This window comes from Geodermatophilus sp. SYSU D01186, from assembly GCF_054050215.1.
The window spans coordinates 19,560-37,732 of the sequence record NZ_JBJGYW010000030.1 but is presented as its reverse complement, the minus strand read 5'-3'; the positions used below and the strand labels follow the sequence as shown (position 1 = coordinate 37,732).

Below are 18,173 nucleotides of genomic sequence, written 5' to 3'. Positions count from 1 at the left end.
GGGGTGAGGACACCGCACCACCCGACCCGACCCGAGACCCGGACCACGACCCGCTGCCTGCGCCACCGCGTCTGGATGGCCGCCTGCCTGGACTGCCGCGCGGCGCACAGCGCGACCGTCCGCGACGAGCCGCAGCCCGCCGAGCCCTCCACGGACGCCGCCTGACCACCCCGCCGGACCCGGCCGGCGCCGCGCGGGACAATGGCCCCATGAGCGAGCAGAGCGACCAGCGCAGCATCGGCAAGCGGGCCAACGAGCTCAACGCGACCATCCGCTACACGATGTGGTCGGTGTTCCGGCTGGCCCGCCCGCTGGGCGACGAGCAGCGCTCCGCGGCCGCCGACGAGGTGCAGGCCCTGCTCGACGAGCTGGCCGGCAAGGACGTCGTCGTCCGCGGGGTCTACGACGTCGCCGGCCTGCGGGCCGACGCCGACCTCATGGTCTGGTGGCACGCCGCGACGCCGGAGGCGCTTCAGGAGGCCTACACCCGGCTGCGCCGCACCGCCCTCGGCCGGCACCTGAAGCCGGTGTGGTCGCAGATGGCGCTGCACCGGCCGGCGGAGTTCAACCGCAGCCACATCCCGGCGTTCCTCGCCGACGAGGAGCCGCGCCGCTACGTGTGCGTCTACCCGTTCGTGCGCTCCTACGAGTGGTACCTGCTGCCCGACGAGGAGCGGCGCGCGATGCTGTCCGAGCACGGGCAGATGGCCCGCGGGTACGCCGACGTGCGCGCCAACACGGTGGCCTCGTTCGCCCTCGGCGACTACGAGTGGATGCTGGCCTTCGAGGCCGACGAGCTGCACCGCATCGTCGACCTGATGCGCGAGCTGCGGGCCTCGGCGGCGCGGCGGCACGTGCGCGAGGAGGTGCCGTTCTACACCGGCGTCCGCAAGCCGGTGGCCGAGCTCGTCAACGACCTGCCGTGACCCCAGCGGAGGCTGGGGGTGCAGGAACTCTGCACCCCCAGCCTCCGCTTCACGCCTCGAGGAGCCTGATCGAGACGCTGTTGATGCAGTAGCGGTCGCCGGTCGGGGTCTGCGGGGCGTCCTCGAAGACGTGCCCCAGGTGGCTGTGGCAGGTCCCGCACAGCACCTCGGTGCGGACCATGCCGTGGCTGCGGTCCTCGCGCAGCACCACGTTGTCGGCCGACGTCGGCTCGTAGAACGACGGCCAGCCGCAGTGCGAGTCGAACTTGGTCTCGGAGCGGAACAGCTCCGCCCCGCACGCCCGGCAGGTGTAGACGCCGGCCGTCTTCGTGTCGACGTACTCACCGGTCCAGGGCCGCTCGGTGCCGGCCTGGCGGAGGACGGCGTACTCCTCGGGCGACAGCTGCGCCCGCCACTCCTCGTCGCTCTTGCTGACCTTCGGCTGGTTCTCCGCGGACGTCGTCATGCGCTCCACGGTACGACGCCGGACGCGCTGTTGATCACGGACGAGGTCAGCGGCCCAGCCCGGCCTCCCGCGCCCGCACGATCGCCTGCGCCCGGTCGGTGACCTGCAGCTTGGTCAGCACGTTGGACACGTTGTTGCGCACCGTCTTCGGCGACAGGTACAGCGCCGCGGCGATCTGCGCGTTGGACCGGCCCGCCGCGACCAGGTCGAGCACCTCGCGCTCGCGGGCGGTCAGCTGGGGGAACGCCGTCTCCGGCCCGGCCGGCCCGGTCGTGAAGAACTCCGCGATCCGGCGCGCCAGGGCGGCCCCGAACACCGCGCCGCCGCCGGCCACCGTGGTGATCGCCCGCACCACCTCCTCCTGGTCGGCGCCCTTGAGCAGGTAGCCGCGCGCACCGGCCCGGACGGCGGAGAACACGGTGCCGTCGTCCTCGCTCATCGTGAGCACCACGACCCCGACCGACGGCGACTCGGCGGTGATCCGTCGGGTCGCCTCGATCCCGTCGAGCACCGGCATCTGCACGTCCATGACCACGACGTCGGGCTGTTCCTCGCGGGCCAGCTCCACCGCCTCGGCGCCGTCGGCGGCGGTGCCGACGACGACCAGACCCGGGACCGAGCCGAGCAGCACCGCCAGCCCGTCCCGGTAGACCGGGTGGTCGTCCACCACGGCGATCCGCAGCGGCTCCTCAAGCTCCGACAAGGGACCTCCCTCCGTCCGCGGGCAGCACCGCCCGCACCACCGTGCCGCCGGGTGCGGGGCACTCCACCGAGCAGCGCCCGCCGAGCTCCGCGGCGCGCTCCCGCAAGGAGACCAGCCCCACGCCGGCCGGCGCGCCGGGGGCGATCCCGACGCCGTCGTCGGCCACCTCGACCACCAGGGCGCCGTCCCCGTCGCAGGCCAGTGACACCCGCACCCGGGTCGCCGCGGCGTGCTTGGCGACGTTGGCCAGCGCCTCGGATGCGATCCGGTAGGCGGCGACCTCGACGGCGGCGGGCAGGTCGGCGAGCTCGCCGGCCTCGACGGTCACCTCGGCCCACGGCGCGAGCAGCCGCTCGGCCTGCTGGCGGACCGCCCCGGCCAGGCCGAGGTCGTCCAGGGCCGGCGGGCGCAGGTCGTGCACCAGCCGACGGACGTCGGCCAGCGCGGCCGAGACGTCGTCGCGGGCCTGCCGCAGCAGCCGGTCGGCCTCCTCCGGGCGGGCCGCGGCGAGGTTGCGGGCGGTGTCGATGCGCAGCACCACCGCGCCGAGCGAGGGCCCCAGCCCGTCGTGGAGATCGCGGCGCAGCCGCCGGCGCTCCTCCTCGCGGGCGGCCACCAGCTGCTCGCGGCTGGCCTGGAGCTCGGCGGCGAGCGAGCTGGCGCGGGCGGCCGCGGCGGCCTGCCGGACGACGTCGGCGAGCAGCCCCTCGTCGCGGGTGACCAGGTGCGCGCGGACGCCGTCCCGCGGGAGCAGCAGCCGGCCGACCTCCTCCCCGCGGTAGGCGATCGACAGCGACTGCACCGCGGCCGGGCGCCGTCCGGACTCGGCCAGCAGCTGCTGACCGCCGGGCTGGTCGACCTCGACGCCCACGTAGGGGGAGCGGAACGCCTCGGCGATGCCGGCCGCGACGGCCATGAGCTGCTCCTCGGCGCCGTCGGAGCGCTCCAGGCGCGCGGCCAGCCCGGAGACGACGCGGTAGGGGTCCTCCCGCTCGCCGAGCACCCACCGGCGGACCAGCCGCCAGGCCTGGGCGCGCAGCGGCACGTAGAGGCCGGTGACCACGAGCAGGGCCAGCAGGGTGGCGTCCCGGTCGCCGAGCCGGTCCCCGAGCAGGGCGCCGGCCGCGGCGATCACCGCCAGGTCGAGCAGGACGACGGCGACCGCGAGCCCGCCGTAGACGAGGGTGCCGCCGAGCAGCCGGTCGATGTCGACCGCCTGCGGGCGCAGGATGCCGACGGCGACCGCCACGCCGGTCAGGGTCACCGCGATGGACAGCCCGAAGGAGGCCTCGTCGCCGGGGAAGACCAGGGCGGCGACCATGACCAGCAGGTCGACGACGGCGGCCCACAGCAGCCAGCGCATCCGGCGGCGGTCCTCGCCCGGAGCCCGGCGGTACCGGGCGACGACGGCGGCGACGGGCACGACCACCCCGAGGACGGCGACGGGGAAGGCCAGCCGCAGCAGCGGCAGGACCACCGGCTCGGGCAGCGGCAGGCTGGTCGGGTCCAGGTCGAGCGAGCGGTAGATCGCGGGCGTCTCCACCCCGGCGCGAGCGTCGGCGATCGCCGACGGCACCACCATCAGCAGGGTCGGCAGCAGCGCAGTCGACGCCAGGCTCAGCACGGCCGCGTACCGCCAGCGCCCGGCCGGCAGCCGCCCGTGGGGGTAGAGCAGGAGCAGCAGGGGCAGCCCGAGCAGCAGCCAGGCACCGAAGCGGTTCACGAACCAGAACGACGCCGTGGCCCCGGGCAACGGCGGGTCGTACTGGAGGGCGAACGTCAGCCAGGACTGCGCCACCCCGTCCAGGGCCCACAGCAGGCCGGTGCCCCCGACCACCCAGGAGACCGCGTTGCGCGGGACCCGGCGCAGCAGCAGGGCCCCGGGGACGGCGAGCCCGACGCCGGGGAGGCCGATGATCCAGCCGGGTGTGGTGTCCGCGGCCTGCCGGGCGGCGGCCGGCGTGAGGACGTCGAGGACGGTGGCCCCGACCGCGGCCGCGACGGTGACCCCGACGAGCAGCCAGGCGAGCGTCCGCAGCCCTGCCGTCGCCGCCGCGGGGCGCGCAGGTGGCGGCGCGGGAGGGTCGTCCGGCGCCGCGGGGGTCGGTTCGGCGACCGGGGCTCCTGCCTGCACGCGGGCGATCCTCACCCGCCGGCGTCCCGCGCGTCACGAGGCAGGTGTCCCGTGTCGCCCGGGACGGCGACGGGGATCGGATCGAGGGCGGCGCGCCCTGGCTGCCCGGGACGCCGCCCCGAGACGGTTCTCCCAGTCGGTGCGCAGGGCACCGCCACCTCGATCCGGGAGACGAGATGTCCCTCAGCACCACCCCCGCCACCGCCCGCACCGACCTGGGTGCGGCCTCCTCGACGCCGTCGGGCACCCGGCCCGCCGCCACCACCCGGTTCGCCCGCTCCACGGGGATGGCGGTGGCCGCCGGCTCCGCGGCGTGGGCGGCCGGGCTGCTCGTCTTCGGCCCGAACCCGGACCCGGGCTGGGGGGACACGGTCTACAACCTCACCTCGCTGCTGTTCCAGCTCGGCCTGGTCGCGCTCGTGACCCTCCAGCTGCGCACCGGGGCGACCGGCACCGGACGATTGGCGCGCTTCTTCCTGCACGCCGAGCACGTGCTCCTCGGCCTGGCGATCGTCTCCACGCTGACCTGGATCTTCCTGCGGCAGTACGACGGAGCCACCTGGTTCCTGCTGCTGGACGCCTTCTGGCCGCTGTCGATGCTCGGCATGGCCGGCATCGGGATCCGCATCGCGATCGCCGGCCGCTGGCAGGGGGCCGCGCGGTTCTGGCCGCTGGTGGCCGAGAGCTGGGCGCCGGTCGTCGTCCCGCTCAACGCGATCGTGCCCGCGGCCGGGGGGTTCGCCGGCGCCGCGCACCTGCTGGTCGGCTACGTCCTCCTCGGCGTCATCCTCGCCCGCGAGCCGGAGCTGACCGGAGCCCGCTGAACCCCGGGCCGACAGCGCCCCGCCACCCCGTGACCCCGGGTGGCGGGGCGCCGCCGTGTCCGGCGGAGACTGGGCCGGTGAGCTCGCTGGACACCCCGCTGCCCGACGTCTGGTTCACCCGCGACCTCCCCGTGCTGCGGGCGGTCGCGCGGCTGGTGGACGAGCCGAGGTACGGCGGCGCCCCGTACCTGGGCCAGGTCGTGCCGGCCAGCGGGCTGCCCAAGCCCGAGGTGGTCGCGGCCGCGCGGGCGCTGGTGTCGTCGGGCTACGTCGAGGCGCTGACCAACTACGCCGGTGACATCGTGCGGTTCACCGGCATCTCGGCCGAGGCGCGCCGGCTGGCCGGGCTCTGGCCGACGCCGCAGGGGGAGTGGGAGCGGCTGCTCGAGCAGCTGACCGCGCGGGCGGAGAACGCGCCGACCGACGTCGAGCGGGGCCGGTGGCGGGCGCTCGCCGACGCCGCGGCCGCGGTCGGCCCCGACGCCGGTGCGCTGCTCATGTCCTCGCTGATCGGCGGCTACGTGCCCCGCGCGCGGTAGCCCACCGACGACAGCGCCCCCGCCCGGAGAACCGGACGGGGGCGCTGGTGCCGATCAGTGATCAGCGGCTGATCGTGAGATCAGAGCGGGTTGACGTTCGCAGCCTGCGGGCCCTTCTGGCCCTGCTCGATGTCGAACGAGATCCGCTGGCCTTCGTCGAGCGAGCGGTACCCGCTGGTCTGGATGGCCGAGTAGTGGACGAACACATCCGGTCCGCCGCCGTCAGGGGTGGCGAAGCCGAACCCCTTCTCCGCGTTGAACCACTTGACAGTTCCTTCGGGCATTGCTCGCTCCTAGCTGAGGTGGTGCATCGGGGTCCTGCCATAGCGCAGGGCCTTCCCGACGCGTCCACCCTAGACGTCGTCGGCCACCTGCGGGGGGCCGGGACTCTCCTCATCCGCCCGGGCGCGTCGCGGATGTGCGGGTCTTGCGGCAACCGTGCGGTTCCCTCGTCGAGTACCTGCGGCAGCGGCCGGAGAGTCCTCGGTGCCGGGACGGACCCGGCCGACCCGAAGGAACGGACTCCTGACATGACCGCCGCCATCGCCGCCCTGCCCACCGCTCCCCTCGTCCTGTGCGACGTCGAGGACCTCGCCGACAGCGACCTGGACGCCGACCTCGCCCAGCGGCTGGAGGACGGCGGCTGGCTGTGGCTGCGCGCCGACGCGGCGGGCGTGTCCGGCGACGAGGTGGGCCGGGTCATCTCCGGGCAGGGCCCCCGGCCGGGACTGGCCGACGCGGTGGAGCTGGCCTGGGCAGTCCGCCGCGGCGGGCGGGCCGCCACGGCCGCGCACGGGCTGGGCCTGAAGGCGGCGCTGCTGGCCGGCGCCTGACCCGGCCTGCGGATCGCCGCAGCTCAGAGGAGGTGTCCCGGCTCCTCGGGGAAGGCCCGGCCACCCGAGGGTGCACCGGAGTAGTCCGGTACGGGAGCCGGCGAGGGCCGCGCGGGCAGCGCGAGCGGTTCGGCCCGCCAGGAGGGGACGCCGAGCGGCGGCTGCTCCTCCCAGTACTGCTGGGCCGGCTGCGCCCGCTCGGCCCGCCGCGCCAGCACCGCGCGGTGCCACCGCCGGCCGCCGAGGTCGAGCCCCACGAGGACGGCGATGCCGACGGCCACGGTCAGGCACGCGTTGGCGACCGCGGTGGCGACGTCGAGCGGGGTGAGCTCCGGCCAGCCGATCGACTCCAGCTGGGCGCCGACGATCTCGACGACGACGTAGAGCACGCCGTACACCAGGAGCGAGACCCGCACCGTGCACCTCCGTCGTGGACCGGACACCGGGGTCAACGGCCGGTCGGTCCCCTGGGCGGAGGCTGGAGGTGCCCTGGACGCCCGGAGATCACCCCGCGGGGTGAGGCTCAGGACACGAGGACCTCGTTCCACGGCCGCACCGTCCACTCGGCGACCACGCCGCCCTGCACGAACGGGTCGCCGGCGATGAACTCCTCGGCGGCCTCGCGGCTGGTGAACACCCCCATGGCGTCGCCGTCCATCGGTTCGTCGAAGGGCCCCGCCATGAGCAGCAGCCCGCGGTCGCGGAACTCCTCCAGCCGCGCCCGGTGCGCCGGGCCGTGCTGCCGGGCCAGGGGCAGGAAGTCCTCGACCGCGCGGTAGGTCATCACGTACTTCATGGCCCGGCATCCTGGCCGAGACCAACGGCCCGCGGCACGGGACGGACGGCAGGTCACCGGCCGGCCGGACGTTCGTTCAGCGGGGAGGGGCTCCTCGGGGGTGGGGAGGCGGGTCAGCGCAGCGGGTCGAACGGGGCGAGTTCCGGTGGGGCCTCGCCCTTCAGCACGGTCTGGGCCAGGAGCTGGCCGGTGACGGGGCCGAGCGTGATGCCCCACATGCCGTGGCCGCCGGCGACGAACACCCGCGGTGAGGCCGTGCGGCCGATCAACGGCAGCCCGTCGGGAGTGCACGGCCGGGAGCCGACCCACTCGTCGCGCCGGTCGTCGAGGTCCACCCCGGTCAGGAAGGGGCGGACGGCGTCGACGATGGCGCTGATCCGCCGCGGGTCCAGCGGCTCGTCGGGGCGGCGGAACTCCATCATCCCGGCCACCCGCAGCCGAGTGCCCAACGGTGTGCAGGCCACCCGCTGGCTCGGGAAGTACAGCGGGCCGCCGGGCATCCGGTCCGCCGGCACGCTGAAGCTGTACCCGCGCCCGGCCTGCACCGGCTGCCGGACACCGAAGCGCCGCGCCAGCCGGCCGAGCTCGGCGCCGGTGGCGACGACGACCGCGTCGTGCCGCTGCCGATCGCCGGTGCCGGTGACGACGGCCACCCCGCCGGCCTCGTGACACAGGTCGGCCACGCCGGTGCCCTCGACGAGCGTGCCGCCGCGCTGCCGCACCGCGTGGGCGAGGGACCGCACGAACTCGGGTGGGTGCAGGTAGCGCTGGCCGTGGATCTGCACCGCCGCGCCCACCCGGTCGGTGAGCGCCGGCTCGAGCGCCCGTGCCCGCCAGCCGATGACTGGGTGACCGCTGACCTCCTGGCCGGCGTCGCGGATCCGCTCCAGCTCGGCGCACAGCCGCTCGGCCTCGCGCTCCCGGCGGAAGCAGGCCAGGAACGGCCGTGCCGGGTGGGTGGCCGCGGGGACCCCGGCGGCGGTGAGGACGTCGAAGGCCTCCAGCGCGCGCCCGTTGAGCGGCACGAAGGCGGCCATGCCCCGCCGCCACTGCCGGGTGCTGCTGTGCGCGACGAAGCTGGCGAGGAAGCGCAGCAGCGTGCGGTCGGCCCGCGGTGGCAGGGAGACCGGCGACCGGGGACCGAGCACCGCACGCAGCCCCTGGCGCAGCACCGCCGGTTCGGGCAGCGGCGCGGCCAGCGTCGGGGTGAGCCAGCCGGCGTTGCCCCAGGAGGCGCCGGCGCCGGCGGAGTCGCGGTCGTAGACGGTGACCCGGACGCCGGCCTCCTGGAGGAACCAGGCGGTGGCCAGGCCGACCATGCCGGCGCCGACGACGGCCACCTCGCGTGGGGAGCCGGGGACGAACACCGGACCGTGCTGGGGAGAGGACATGCCCGCTCCTTCTCCGGCGGTCGTTCCGCCGGGACGGGTCGTGCGGGCAGGGACGGCGAAGGACGTGCGCCGAGATCGGTCAGGGTCGGACCGGGAACTGCCCGCGAGGTGGAGGACGTCGAGCGCGCGCGGCGCTCAGCGCGCCCGCTGGCAGGACACGCAGGCGGCCGCGGACGGCCGGAACTCCAGCCGCTCGGTGGGGATCCCGCCGCCGCAGTGCACGCACCGGCCGTAGGTGCCGGCGTCGATCCGGGCCAGCGCCGCGTCGATCTCCTCGATCGTGAGCACCAGGCCGGCCGCGCGGGTCACCGCGACCGGGTCCGGCACCGACGTGACCGTCTCGGCCAGGGCGAGCTCGTGCTGGCGGACGACGTCGGCGCGCTGGGCTCGCAGCAGCTCCGTGAACGGCGCCCGGTCGGTGGTCCGCGTCGAAGCGGTCGTGGCGGCGGCGGTGGTCATGGGGTCCTCCTGGGACGACGGGAGGCGCGTCCCGGCTGAGCCGGACGCGCGCGGTGCGGGGCCCGACGAGTCGATCGGCCGGTCGGGTCAGGCGGCCCGCCGGCGCGGGTCCCCGGCCGGCTCGCCGGCCTCCCGACCTGCACCCACCCTGCTCGCAGGCGGACGACCGGCACAGGGCGGTGACCGGCGAACGGGCGCGGCTCTGCTTGCCGACCACCGGCAACGGGCTGATGTCGGCTCCGCGACTCCCGACCCGGGCCGCCGTTCTTCCGGGGCTCACCGCCCGCGCCGGGGTGCGTGGGCTCAGGGCCGGCGGACGCCCCGCACCATCGACCGGGTGAGCAGGCCGGCCGCGGCGACCGCCGCAGCGGCGATCGCGGACCGGAGCGCACGGTGCCTCTGGCTCATGGCAGCCTCCCTGGAGCGGTGGGGTCGGGCCGCGGTGCTACGAGCACCCTCCGGTGGCGCAGGCGGGTGGACTCTCCGCCTCGCGGTCGAGTGCCTCGGCCGCGAGGCGCCGTCCCAGCTCGATGAGCTCCTCGGCCTTGTGGAAGTCGAGCGTCCGGCAGGACGACCTCGGGACGGTGACGAGCACGTCGGGGGGATGGACGGCCAGCGTGTGGCGCATGACCGCGGTCCGGACGGCCTCGAGGGACAACTCCACGACGTCGAGGGTGCGCAGTCCCGGGGGCAGCGCTCCCGGCACCACCTCCGGCACCTCGTCGGCGATCCGGTCCGGCGGGGCGCTGCGCAACGTGGCCAGGCGGGTCCCGAGGCCACGGAGGACCTCCCTGCGGTGCCCGCTGCGGGCGCCGGTGGCCGCACCGGTCCGGTCCGCCGACAGCCGCGGACCCGACACGGCGACCGCCACGGTGAGGTCGGCGCGGGCGGTGGCGGTGGGCGCGATCGGCAGGGGGTTGACCAGTCCGCCGTCCGCCAGGAGCCGGCCGTCGACGACCACCGGCGTCATGAAGCCGGGGAGGGCGACGGAGGCACGGAGGGCGACGTCGAGCGGCCCCTCCTGGAACCACCGCTCCTCGCCGGTCTCGAGGTCGGTCGCGACCGCGGTGAACGGGAGGCGCAGGTCCTCGATGCGCCGGTCGCCGAGGATGCTGCTCACCCTGGCGAAGACCTTCCCGGCCCGGATGGCTCCGGGAGCCCGGGGGGACAGGTCGTACAGCCGCAGCACGTCGCGGTGCGTCAGGCCGCGCACCCACGCCGAGAACGCGTCGAGGCCGTCCGCGGCGTAGAGGCCCCCGACCAGGGCGCCCATGGAGCAGCCGGCGACGCTGACGACCTCGTAGCCGCGTTCCTCCAGCACCTGGAGGACGCCGATGTGGGCGTACCCGCGGGCGCCGCCGCCCCCCAGCGCCACCGCGACGCGCGTGCGGCGGGGAACGACTCGGACGGTGTGGTGGTCACCCACGTCGCCGATGGTGCACCCACAGGGCCCGCAGTGGGCGTCACCCCGTCGGGATGACGGACCGGGTCAGGTCTCCGCGGCGTCGGTCCCGTCCGGGTCCCGCTCCTCGCTCGCGGGCCGCCTCCCGGGGACCGGCGGGTCGAGGCGCTCCAGGCGCTGCCGGATCGCCGCGACGTTGAGCGCGAGGTCCTCGAGGGCCTCGACGGCGCGCGTCGCCAGCGCGAACGTGAGGTCGTCGCGCTGCAGTTCGAGGCTGGGCCCGCGGCTCCGCTCCGGACGACGGGTCGCCTCCGCCCACGGCTCGTCGCCACCGCGCGGACCGCCGAAGAGCTCGCGAAGCACCCGCTGCGCCATGTCGAGGAACTCGCCGGGGTCAGGCCGGTCGGTCGCCATCCGGTTCCCCTCTCCGCTCGTGCCGAGCCCGCTCTGCGGACGGCGCCACCAACCTACGACCCTCGGCCCGCGTGTGCCTCGGTCACGGCACCGGGGGCTCGGCGCGGACGGCGAGCAGGGCCATGTCGTCGTCGCGGCGGTCGGTGGCGAAGCGCTGCACGGCCTCACGGACGGTCGCCACGACGCGGGCGGCGCTCGTGCCGGCCGCGGCGGTGGCGGCCTCGAGCAGCCGGTCGTCGTCGAACTGCTCCGTGCCACGCCGGCACTCGGTGATGCCGTCCGTGTAGAGCAGCAGCGTCTCCCCGGCGCGCAGGAGGTGCTGGGTGCAGGGCAGATCGACGGCGTCGAGCAGGCCCAGTGCGGTCCCGAACCGGCCGATCAGCTCGGCCGTGCCGTCGGCGCGGACCACGACCGGCTTGGCGTGGCCGGCCAGCACCAGGTCCACTGCCACCGCGGGACGCCCGTCGAGCGTCGTCCGGCGCAGCATCGCCGCCGCGAGCGTGCAGAACTGCTGGGGGTCGGCCGCCTCCACCATGACGGCGTTGAGGATCTCGATCGCCTGCACGAGTGGGCGGCCCTCGCGCACGAGCGCCCGGAGCACATCGCGCACCAGACCGGTGCGGGCGGCGGCCCGTGCTCCCTTGCCGCAGACGTCGCCGATGGTGGCCAGCCACGTGTCGGGGCCGACCGCGATCACGTCGTAGAAGTCGCCGCCCACGTCCGCCCCGGTGCTCGCGGGCAGGTACTCCGCCGCGAACGTGATCTGCGGTACCTGCGGCAGGGCGCGGGGCAGAAGGGCGGCCTGCAGTGTCTGCGACACCCGCACGTGCTCGCCGACGACCTGGGCGTTGTGGACCGCCAGCGCGGCACGACGGGCGATGTCGTCGATCAGCAGCAGGTCCTCCGGGGTGTGCGCGCGGCCCGTGGGGCGGCCCACCAACAGCACTCCGGTCGAGGTCCCGCGGGCCTGCAGCGCGACCGCGACACCGTCGGCCGGGTCGGAGAACCACGAGGGCGTGGCGGCCCGGTGGGCTGCCGCGAACAGGGCGCGCAGCTGTGGTGGGGGACCCGGAACGGCAGCGGGGTCGAGCACCGTGCGCAGCTCGGGCAGCCGGTCCTCGTCAACATGCGCGATCGCGGCCAGGCGCAGCCGGCGCGTCGGCTCCGGGAGGAGCACCGCGCACCATGCGCCCAGCCGGGGCACGACCAGCTGTGGCACCAGCGCGGCCGTCAGATCGAGGTCGAGGGACTGGTTGAGCAGCTCGCTGGCCTCGGCCAGATAGGTCATCCACGCCCGCCGGCTCTGGTCCACCTCGCGGAGCCAGTGCGACTCGGCGGTGAGGGCGATCCGGTCGGCGATCAGCTCGGTCAGCTCCCGGGCGCGGGGGGCGTCGGCGGCCTCGCGGACGTCGAGTCGGATGGTGCCGCGCAGCCCGGTGGTGGTCGGCAGCGCCACGGCGACGGTCGCCCCCGGCGTGACGGCGTCGTCGGACGGCGAGACACCGGCGCGCGCCAGCTCCCGCGCCCCGGAGCCGTCGCCGGGGTCGATCTCGACGACGACGGCCGCGGCGTCCACCAGATCGCACAGCCGTGTCGTCAACTCGCGGACCAGCTCGGCTGGCCTGAGGCGACGGACCAGGGACGCCGGCACGTGCTGCAGCCAGCGGGCCTGCTCGGCCGAGGTCCACGTGCGCTCGTGCTGGGATGCCTGGACCGCCGGGGGCTCGTCGGTGGAGCCCGGACGCCGGCTGAGGGTGAACCACGCCGTGTGCCGTCCGTCGGCCTCGTGCCGGGTGCCCCAGGTCGTCGCCAGCCGCGCGACCAGGGACAGGCCTCGCCCGTGGGTCGCGGCCCGCCCGTAGCGCTGTCGCGGCTCGGCCAGGTGCAGCTCCAGCGCGCCCGGGCCGCGGTCGGTGACGGACACGGTGATGTCGTCGTCGCCGGCCACCACCGCCACGTCGAACGCGGTGCCGGCATGGAGCACGGCGTTCTCGCACAGCTCGCTGGCCAGCAGCACGACGTCGTCGACGAACTCCGCCACGGCGGAGCCGTCCCCGGCGCGGCCACCGTCCGCCACCTCGGCCAGCGCGTCGTGGACCATCCGCCGAGCGTGTCTGACCGACCGGATGTCGGGCGGGAACCGCATCCGTCGCTCGACCTGAACGGGCACGCGTGCAGTCTGCTCGCGGGGTGCCCGGTGTGCCGAAGCAGGTCTGCCAGGATCAGCCGTCACCGTGACTAGGCTGCGGCGGGAGGCGTTCATGAGCGCGACACGGCACGCAGACTCGATGGTCCCCGCCGGCCCGGGGACGCCCGCGGTGGCCCCTGACGGATCGGTCGGCGACGACGGAGCGCTCCTGGTCGAGCTGGCGCAGGCGCTGGCCCAGGTGCGTCGTGGTCGCTTCGACGTCCGGCTCGCCCGCCGCGAGGGGCCGGCCAGCGAGGTGGTCGAGCAGTTCAACGAGCTGGTGGAGCTGCAGGAGCGGCAGAGCCGCGACCTGCTCCGGATCAGCCGCGTCGTCGGCCGCGACGGGCGCATGTCCGAGCGGCTGGACGAGGAGTCCTACGACGGCGCGTGGGCGGCGGGTGTGCAGGCCGTGAACGCGCTGATCGACGATCTCGCGGCGCCCACCGCCGAGATCGCCCGGGTGCTCGATGCGGTCGCGGAGGGCGACCTGTCTCAGCACATGGCCCTGGAGATCGAGGGCCGGAGGCTCCGCGGCGAGTTCCGTCGCATCGGCCGCACCGTGAACAGGATGGTCGACCAGCTGTCCTCGTTCGCCGACGAGGTGACCCGGGTGGCCCGTGAGGTCGGCACCGAGGGCAAGCTCGGCGGGCAGGCCGATGTGGCCGGTGTCGCGGGCACCTGGCGCGCGCTCACCGACTCGGTCAACACGATGGCGAGCAACCTCACCAACCAGGTGCGCTCGATCTCCTCGGCGGCCACGGCCATCGCGGAGGGCGACCTCTCCCGCAAGATCACCGTCTCGGCGCGGGGCGAGGTCGCCGAGCTGGCCGAGACGATCAACTCGCTCACCGACACACTGCGCTTGTTCGCCGACGAGGTGACCCGGGTGGCCCGCGAGGTGGGCACCGAGGGCCGGCTGGGCGGGCATTCCGCGGTCCCCGACGTGGCCGGGACCTGGAAGAACCTCACCGACGCGGTGAACCTGATGGCGGCCAACCTGACCGGGCAGGTGCGCAACATCGCGCAGGTCGCCACCGCGGTGGCCCGCGGTGACCTGAGCCAGAAGATCACGGTCGACGCGCGCGGGGAGATCCTGGAGCTGAAGTCGACGGTCAACACGATGGTCGACCAGCTGTCCTCGTTCGCCGACGAGGTGACCCGGGTGGCCCGCGAGGTCGGTACCGACGGCAAGCTCGGCGGGCAGGCCCAGGTGCCCAACGTCTCGGGCACCTGGCGCAACCTGACCGACAACGTCAACCAGCTGGCCGACAACCTGACCGGGCAGGTGCGCAACATCGCCCAGGTGACCACCGCGGTGGCCCGCGGTGACCTGAGCCAGAAGATCACCGTGGACGCGCGCGGGGAGATCCTGGAGCTGAAGTCGACGGTCAACACGATGGTCGACCAGCTGTCCTCGTTCGCCGACGAGGTGACCCGGGTGGCCCGCGAGGTCGGCACCGAGGGCAAGCTCGGCGGGCAGGCCCAGGTGCCCAACGTCTCGGGCACCTGGCGCAACCTGACCGACAACGTGAACTACATGGCGTTCAACCTGACCGGGCAGGTGCGCAACATCGCCCAGGTGACCACCGCGGTGGCCCGCGGTGACCTGAGCCAGAAGATCACCGTGGACGCGCGCGGGGAGATCCTGGAGCTGAAGTCGACGGTCAACACGATGGTCGACCAGCTCTCCTCGTTCGCCGACGAGGTGACCCGGGTGGCCCGCGAGGTCGGCACCGACGGCAAGCTCGGCGGGCAGGCCCAGGTGCGCGGGGTGTCGGGCACCTGGCGGGATCTCACCGAGAGCGTCAACCAGCTCGCGTTCAACCTGACCGGGCAGGTGCGCAACATCGCCCAGGTGACCACCGCGGTGGCCCGCGGTGACCTGAGCCAGAAGATCACCGTGGACGCGCGCGGGGAGATCCTGGAGCTGAAGTCGACGGTCAACACGATGGTCGACCAGCTCTCCTCGTTCGCCGACGAGGTCACCCGGGTGGCCCGCGAGGTCGGCACCGACGGCAAGCTCGGCGGGCAGGCGGAGGTCAAGGGTGTCGCCGGCACCTGGCGGGATCTCACCGAGAGCGTCAACCAGCTCGCGTCGAACCTGACCGGGCAGGTGCGCAACATCGCCCAGGTGACCACCGCGGTGGCCCGCGGTGACCTGAGCCAGAAGATCACCGTGGATGCGCGCGGGGAGATCCTGGAGCTGAAGTCGACGGTCAACACGATGGTCGACCAGCTGTCCTCGTTCGCCGACGAGGTGACCCGGGTGGCCCGCGAGGTCGGCACCGAGGGCAAGCTCGGCGGGCAGGCCCAGGTGCGCGGGGTGTCGGGCACCTGGCGGGACCTGACCGAGAGCGTCAACCAGCTCGCCGGCACGCTCACGACGCAGCTGCGCGCGATCTCGGCCGTGTCGACCGCGGTGGCGCGCGGTGACCTCACCGAGCAGATCCAGGTGGCCGCGCTCGGCGAGGTCGCGCAGCTCAAGGACAACATCAACCAGATGATCGTGGCCCTGCGCGAGACCACTGCGGAGAACGCCGAGCAGGGCTGGCTGGACTCCAACCTCGCCCGCGTCGGCGGCCTGCTGCAGGGCCAGCGCGACCTCGGCGACGTCGGTCAGATGATCATGGGGGAGGTCGCCCCCCTGGTCGGGGCCCAGGTCGGCACGTTCTTCCTGGCCGCCGACCCCGGTGACCTGGTGGAGGCGAGCGCCCCCGCTCGCTGGGTCATGTGCGGGGGATACGGGGTCCCGATCGGGGACCCGCCACTCGAGTTCCGCTCCGGTGAGGGCCTGGTCGGCCAGGCTGCGATGAGCAAGCAGAGCATCGTCGTCACCGATCTGCCCCCGGGCTATCTGGACGTGCGCTCCGGGACCGGCACCGGCGCGCCTGGTGCGCTCGTCGTCCTCCCGATCCTGTTCGAAGGCGAGTCGCTGGGTGTGATCGAGCTCGGCGCGACCGCGCCGTTCTCGGCGCTGCACCTGACCTTCCTCGAGCGGCTGGTCACCACGATCGGCGTGACCCTCGCGACGATCCAGGCCGGCCGGCGCACGGAGCAGCTGCTCGCGCAGTCCCAGCGCCTGACCATGGAGCTGCAGGACCAGTCGGCCGAGCTGCAGCGCACCAATGCCGAGCTCGAGGAGAAGGCCCTGCAGCTGTCCGAGCAGAACCGCAACGTCGAGCTCAAGAACATGGAGATCGACGCGGCTCGGCGCGGCGTCGAGGAGAAGGCGCAGCAGCTCACGCTGGCCAACCAGTACAAGTCGGAGTTCCTGGCGAACATGAGCCACGAACTCCGGACGCCGCTCAACGCACTGCTGTTGCTCTCACGGCTGCTCGCGGACAACCAGGACGCGACCCTGACGCCCAAGCAGATCGAGTTCGCCAGCACCATCCACGCATCCGCGTCGGATCTGCTGCACCTGATCGAGGACATCCTCGACCTGTCCAAGATCGAGGCAGGTCGGGTGGACATCGAGCCGGCCCCGGTGCTGCTCGCCGACGTGTGCGCTGACGTGGAGCAGGCCTTCGGCGTGCAGGCCGAGGACAAGGGCCTCCAGCTGCGCGTCGAGGCGGCGGCGGAGCTGCCCGCGGTCATCACCACCGATGCTCAGCGGCTGCAGCAGATCCTCCGCAACCTCCTGGCCAACGCCATCAAGTTCACCGCCGCCGGCAGCGTCACCCTGCAGGTCGGCCTGGCGCCACCCCGGACGCTCCACGGGGTGCCCTCGCTCGACGGCGCCGGTTCGGTCATCACCTTCGCCGTGCGCGACACCGGTATCGGGATCCCGGGCGACAAGTTGGCGATGATCTTCGAGGCGTTCCAGCAGGCTGACGGCACCACCAGCCGCAAGTACGGCGGAACCGGGCTGGGCCTGTCGATCTGCAAGGAGCTCGCCCGGCTGCTGGGCGGGAAGATCGAGGTGTCGTCCGAGCCGGGCGTCGGGTCGGTGTTCACCCTGCTGCTGCCCGTCGAGAGCCCGGCGATCACCCCGGCGATCACCGCGGCGGTGTCCGACGTCCCCGCCCCGCGCCCGGCCGAAGCGGCGCCCGAGGCCGCCGACCGGGGCTCGCCCATCCTGAGGGCAACGCCGCCGGCGACGGCGCGGACGGCGCCGGAGCTGTCCGGGGCCACGGTGCTCATCGTCGACGACGACGTGCGCAACGTCTTCGCCCTCACCAGCGCGCTGGAGCTGCACGGTCTCGAGGTCCTCTACGCCGACAACGGCCTCGACGGCATCGCCCTGCTCACCGAGCACCCGGAGGTCCGGATCGTGCTGATGGACGCGATGATGCCCGACCTCGACGGCAACGCGACCACTCGCCGGATCCGGGCGGTCCCGCAGTGGAAGGACCTGCCGATCGTGTTCCTGACGGCGAAGGCGATGCCGGGGGACAGGGAGTCCAGCCTGGCCGCGGGTGCCACCGACTACGTCACCAAGCCGGTCGACCTCGACGAGTTGCTCGCGATCATGGCCTCGTGGGTGACCGGCGACGGGCATGCAGCAGCCCACGACGACGGCCCTTCGGCATGACCGCGCCGGTCCGGGTCCTCGCCGTCGACGACCGGCGGGAGAACCTGCTCGCGCTGCAGGCGGTCCTGGAGGGGCTCCCCATCGAGGTCGTGCCGGTCACCAGCGGCGAGGAGGCGCTCAAGAAGCTGCTCGTCCAGGACTTCGCGCTGATCCTCCTCGACGCCCGCATGCCCGGGATGGACGGCTTCGAGACCGCCAAGCACGTCAAGCAGCGGGAACGGACCCGGCACATCCCGATCTTGTTCCTCACCGCAGCGGACTACGATCCCCATCTGGCCTTCCGCGGTTACCAGGCGGGCGCGGTGGACTACATCACCAAACCCTTCGATCCGTGGGTGCTCCGGTCGAAGGTGGCCGTGTTCGTCGACCTCCACCTGTTGCACACCGAGCTCGCTGAACGCGCCGCCGAGCGGGACGAGCTGCGCAAGGGTGTGGACCACGCGATGCAGCTGCTCGACGCCGCCGAGCCCGCCGACGCCGCCACCTCCGCGCTCGTCGAACGCCTGCGGGGTGTCTTCGGCGCGCTGCGCCACGGCCGGCCCTGGTAGTCCCGCGCCCAGGGAG

The 18,173-nt window shown here is 74.3% G+C and carries 18 protein-coding genes; 7 read left to right on the top strand and 11 right to left on the bottom strand.

Features of this window, described 5'->3' with window-relative positions; all coding sequences use genetic code 11:
- The first annotated feature begins 3 nt into the window (after positions 1-3).
- Both ACI784_RS19715 and hemQ read left to right on the top strand, forming a co-directional pair.
- Complete coding sequence (locus tag ACI784_RS19715; RefSeq protein WP_457014599.1) at positions 4-165, top strand: hypothetical protein; 162 nt, start codon at positions 4-6, stop codon at positions 163-165.
- A gap of 44 nt (positions 166-209) precedes the next feature.
- Positions 210-926, top strand: coding sequence for a hydrogen peroxide-dependent heme synthase (gene hemQ, locus ACI784_RS19710; protein ID WP_457014598.1), 717 nt, complete (start codon positions 210-212; stop codon positions 924-926).
- Between the two features lie 49 nt (positions 927-975).
- Here hemQ and msrB read toward each other — a convergent pair whose 3' ends face one another.
- The 3 genes from msrB to ACI784_RS19695 are packed head-to-tail and all read right to left on the bottom strand — an operon-like array spanning position 976 to position 4,229.
- Positions 976-1,392 (bottom strand): peptide-methionine (R)-S-oxide reductase MsrB, encoded by a 417-nt coding sequence (msrB, locus tag ACI784_RS19705; protein ID WP_457014597.1) that lies wholly within the window; start codon positions 1,390-1,392, stop codon positions 976-978.
- Positions 1,393-1,438: 46 nt separating this feature from the next.
- Positions 1,439-2,095 carry a response regulator gene (locus tag ACI784_RS19700; RefSeq protein WP_457014596.1) on the bottom strand — a complete coding sequence of 219 codons (657 nt, stop codon included), beginning with the start codon at positions 2,093-2,095 and terminating at the stop codon, positions 1,439-1,441.
- Positions 2,082-4,229, bottom strand: coding sequence for a histidine kinase (locus tag ACI784_RS19695; protein WP_457014595.1), 2,148 nt, complete (start codon positions 4,227-4,229; stop codon positions 2,082-2,084). Before ACI784_RS19695 ends, ACI784_RS19700 begins: the two co-directional genes overlap by 14 nt.
- A gap of 176 nt (positions 4,230-4,405) precedes the next feature.
- Between ACI784_RS19695 and ACI784_RS19690 the strand changes: the two genes are divergently transcribed.
- Both ACI784_RS19690 and ACI784_RS19685 read left to right on the top strand, forming a co-directional pair.
- Complete coding sequence (locus tag ACI784_RS19690; RefSeq protein WP_456924580.1) at positions 4,406-5,053, top strand: hypothetical protein; 648 nt, start codon at positions 4,406-4,408, stop codon at positions 5,051-5,053.
- A 77-nt stretch (positions 5,054-5,130) separates the two neighbouring features.
- Positions 5,131-5,592 (top strand): hypothetical protein, encoded by a 462-nt coding sequence (locus tag ACI784_RS19685; RefSeq protein WP_456924579.1) that lies wholly within the window; start codon positions 5,131-5,133, stop codon positions 5,590-5,592.
- Between the two features lie 80 nt (positions 5,593-5,672).
- On the opposite strand, the gene ACI784_RS19680 is transcribed toward ACI784_RS19685, so the two are convergent.
- Entirely contained in the window at positions 5,673-5,876 is a 204-nt protein-coding gene (locus ACI784_RS19680) for a cold-shock protein (RefSeq protein ID WP_012948038.1), read from the bottom strand.
- Positions 5,877-6,122: 246 nt separating this feature from the next.
- Here ACI784_RS19680 and ACI784_RS19675 point away from each other — a divergent pair, with 246 nt between their 5' ends.
- Positions 6,123-6,425 (top strand): hypothetical protein, encoded by a 303-nt coding sequence (locus tag ACI784_RS19675; RefSeq protein ID WP_456924578.1) that lies wholly within the window; start codon positions 6,123-6,125, stop codon positions 6,423-6,425.
- A 23-nt stretch (positions 6,426-6,448) separates the two neighbouring features.
- Here the strand turns inward: ACI784_RS19675 and ACI784_RS19670 are convergent, their stop codons facing one another.
- The 7 genes from ACI784_RS19670 to ACI784_RS19640 all read right to left on the bottom strand — a co-directional run bounded on the left by ACI784_RS19670 (position 6,449) and on the right by ACI784_RS19640 (position 13,033).
- Complete coding sequence (locus tag ACI784_RS19670) at positions 6,449-6,841, bottom strand: hypothetical protein (protein ID WP_457014594.1); 393 nt, start codon at positions 6,839-6,841, stop codon at positions 6,449-6,451.
- Positions 6,842-6,948: 107 nt separating this feature from the next.
- Complete coding sequence (locus ACI784_RS19665) at positions 6,949-7,221, bottom strand: YciI family protein (protein ID WP_456924576.1); 273 nt, start codon at positions 7,219-7,221, stop codon at positions 6,949-6,951.
- A gap of 113 nt (positions 7,222-7,334) precedes the next feature.
- Positions 7,335-8,612 (bottom strand): NAD(P)/FAD-dependent oxidoreductase, encoded by a 1,278-nt coding sequence (locus ACI784_RS19660; protein WP_457014593.1) that lies wholly within the window; start codon positions 8,610-8,612, stop codon positions 7,335-7,337.
- Positions 8,613-8,747: 135 nt separating this feature from the next.
- Complete coding sequence (locus ACI784_RS19655; RefSeq protein WP_456924574.1) at positions 8,748-9,071, bottom strand: TraR/DksA family transcriptional regulator; 324 nt, start codon at positions 9,069-9,071, stop codon at positions 8,748-8,750.
- Between the two features lie 445 nt (positions 9,072-9,516).
- Positions 9,517-10,497 (bottom strand): patatin-like phospholipase family protein, encoded by a 981-nt coding sequence (locus ACI784_RS19650; RefSeq protein ID WP_457014592.1) that lies wholly within the window; start codon positions 10,495-10,497, stop codon positions 9,517-9,519.
- Between the two features lie 63 nt (positions 10,498-10,560).
- A complete protein-coding gene (locus tag ACI784_RS19645; RefSeq protein ID WP_457014591.1) occupies positions 10,561-10,887 on the bottom strand; it encodes a hypothetical protein in 327 nt (108 codons plus the stop codon).
- Positions 10,888-10,969: 82 nt separating this feature from the next.
- Positions 10,970-13,033, bottom strand: a complete 2,064-nt coding sequence (locus ACI784_RS19640; RefSeq protein ID WP_457014614.1) for a SpoIIE family protein phosphatase — start codon at positions 13,031-13,033, stop codon at positions 10,970-10,972.
- A 115-nt stretch (positions 13,034-13,148) separates the two neighbouring features.
- Here ACI784_RS19640 and ACI784_RS19635 point away from each other — a divergent pair, with 115 nt between their 5' ends.
- Positions 13,149-17,609 carry a HAMP domain-containing protein gene (locus ACI784_RS19635; RefSeq protein ID WP_457014590.1) on the top strand — a complete coding sequence of 1,487 codons (4,461 nt, stop codon included), beginning with the start codon at positions 13,149-13,151 and terminating at the stop codon, positions 17,607-17,609.
- Positions 17,606-18,157 carry a response regulator gene (locus tag ACI784_RS19630; RefSeq protein WP_456924570.1) on the top strand — a complete coding sequence of 184 codons (552 nt, stop codon included), beginning with the start codon at positions 17,606-17,608 and terminating at the stop codon, positions 18,155-18,157. Before ACI784_RS19635 ends, ACI784_RS19630 begins: the two co-directional genes overlap by 4 nt.
- Positions 18,158-18,173: the final 16 nt, after the last annotated feature.

Coding starts and splice junctions, on each gene's coding strand:
- ACI784_RS19690 (WP_456924580.1), top strand. CDS start 4,406: ATGTCCCTCAGCACCACCCCCGCCACCGCCCGCACCGACCTGGGTGCG.
- ACI784_RS19645 (WP_457014591.1), bottom strand. CDS start 10,887: ATGGCGACCGACCGGCCTGACCCCGGCGAGTTCCTCGACATGGCGCAG.
- ACI784_RS19635 (WP_457014590.1), top strand. CDS start 13,149: ATGAGCGCGACACGGCACGCAGACTCGATGGTCCCCGCCGGCCCGGGG.
- ACI784_RS19640 (WP_457014614.1), bottom strand. CDS start 13,033: ATGCGGTTCCCGCCCGACATCCGGTCGGTCAGACACGCTCGGCGGATG.
- msrB (WP_457014597.1), bottom strand. CDS start 1,392: ATGACGACGTCCGCGGAGAACCAGCCGAAGGTCAGCAAGAGCGACGAG.
- ACI784_RS19665 (WP_456924576.1), bottom strand. CDS start 7,221: ATGAAGTACGTGATGACCTACCGCGCGGTCGAGGACTTCCTGCCCCTG.
- ACI784_RS19655 (WP_456924574.1), bottom strand. CDS start 9,071: ATGACCACCGCCGCCGCCACGACCGCTTCGACGCGGACCACCGACCGG.
- ACI784_RS19675 (WP_456924578.1), top strand. CDS start 6,123: ATGACCGCCGCCATCGCCGCCCTGCCCACCGCTCCCCTCGTCCTGTGC.
- ACI784_RS19630 (WP_456924570.1), top strand. CDS start 17,606: ATGACCGCGCCGGTCCGGGTCCTCGCCGTCGACGACCGGCGGGAGAAC.
- ACI784_RS19680 (WP_012948038.1), bottom strand. CDS start 5,876: ATGCCCGAAGGAACTGTCAAGTGGTTCAACGCGGAGAAGGGGTTCGGC.
- hemQ (WP_457014598.1), top strand. CDS start 210: ATGAGCGAGCAGAGCGACCAGCGCAGCATCGGCAAGCGGGCCAACGAG.
- ACI784_RS19660 (WP_457014593.1), bottom strand. CDS start 8,612: ATGTCCTCTCCCCAGCACGGTCCGGTGTTCGTCCCCGGCTCCCCACGC.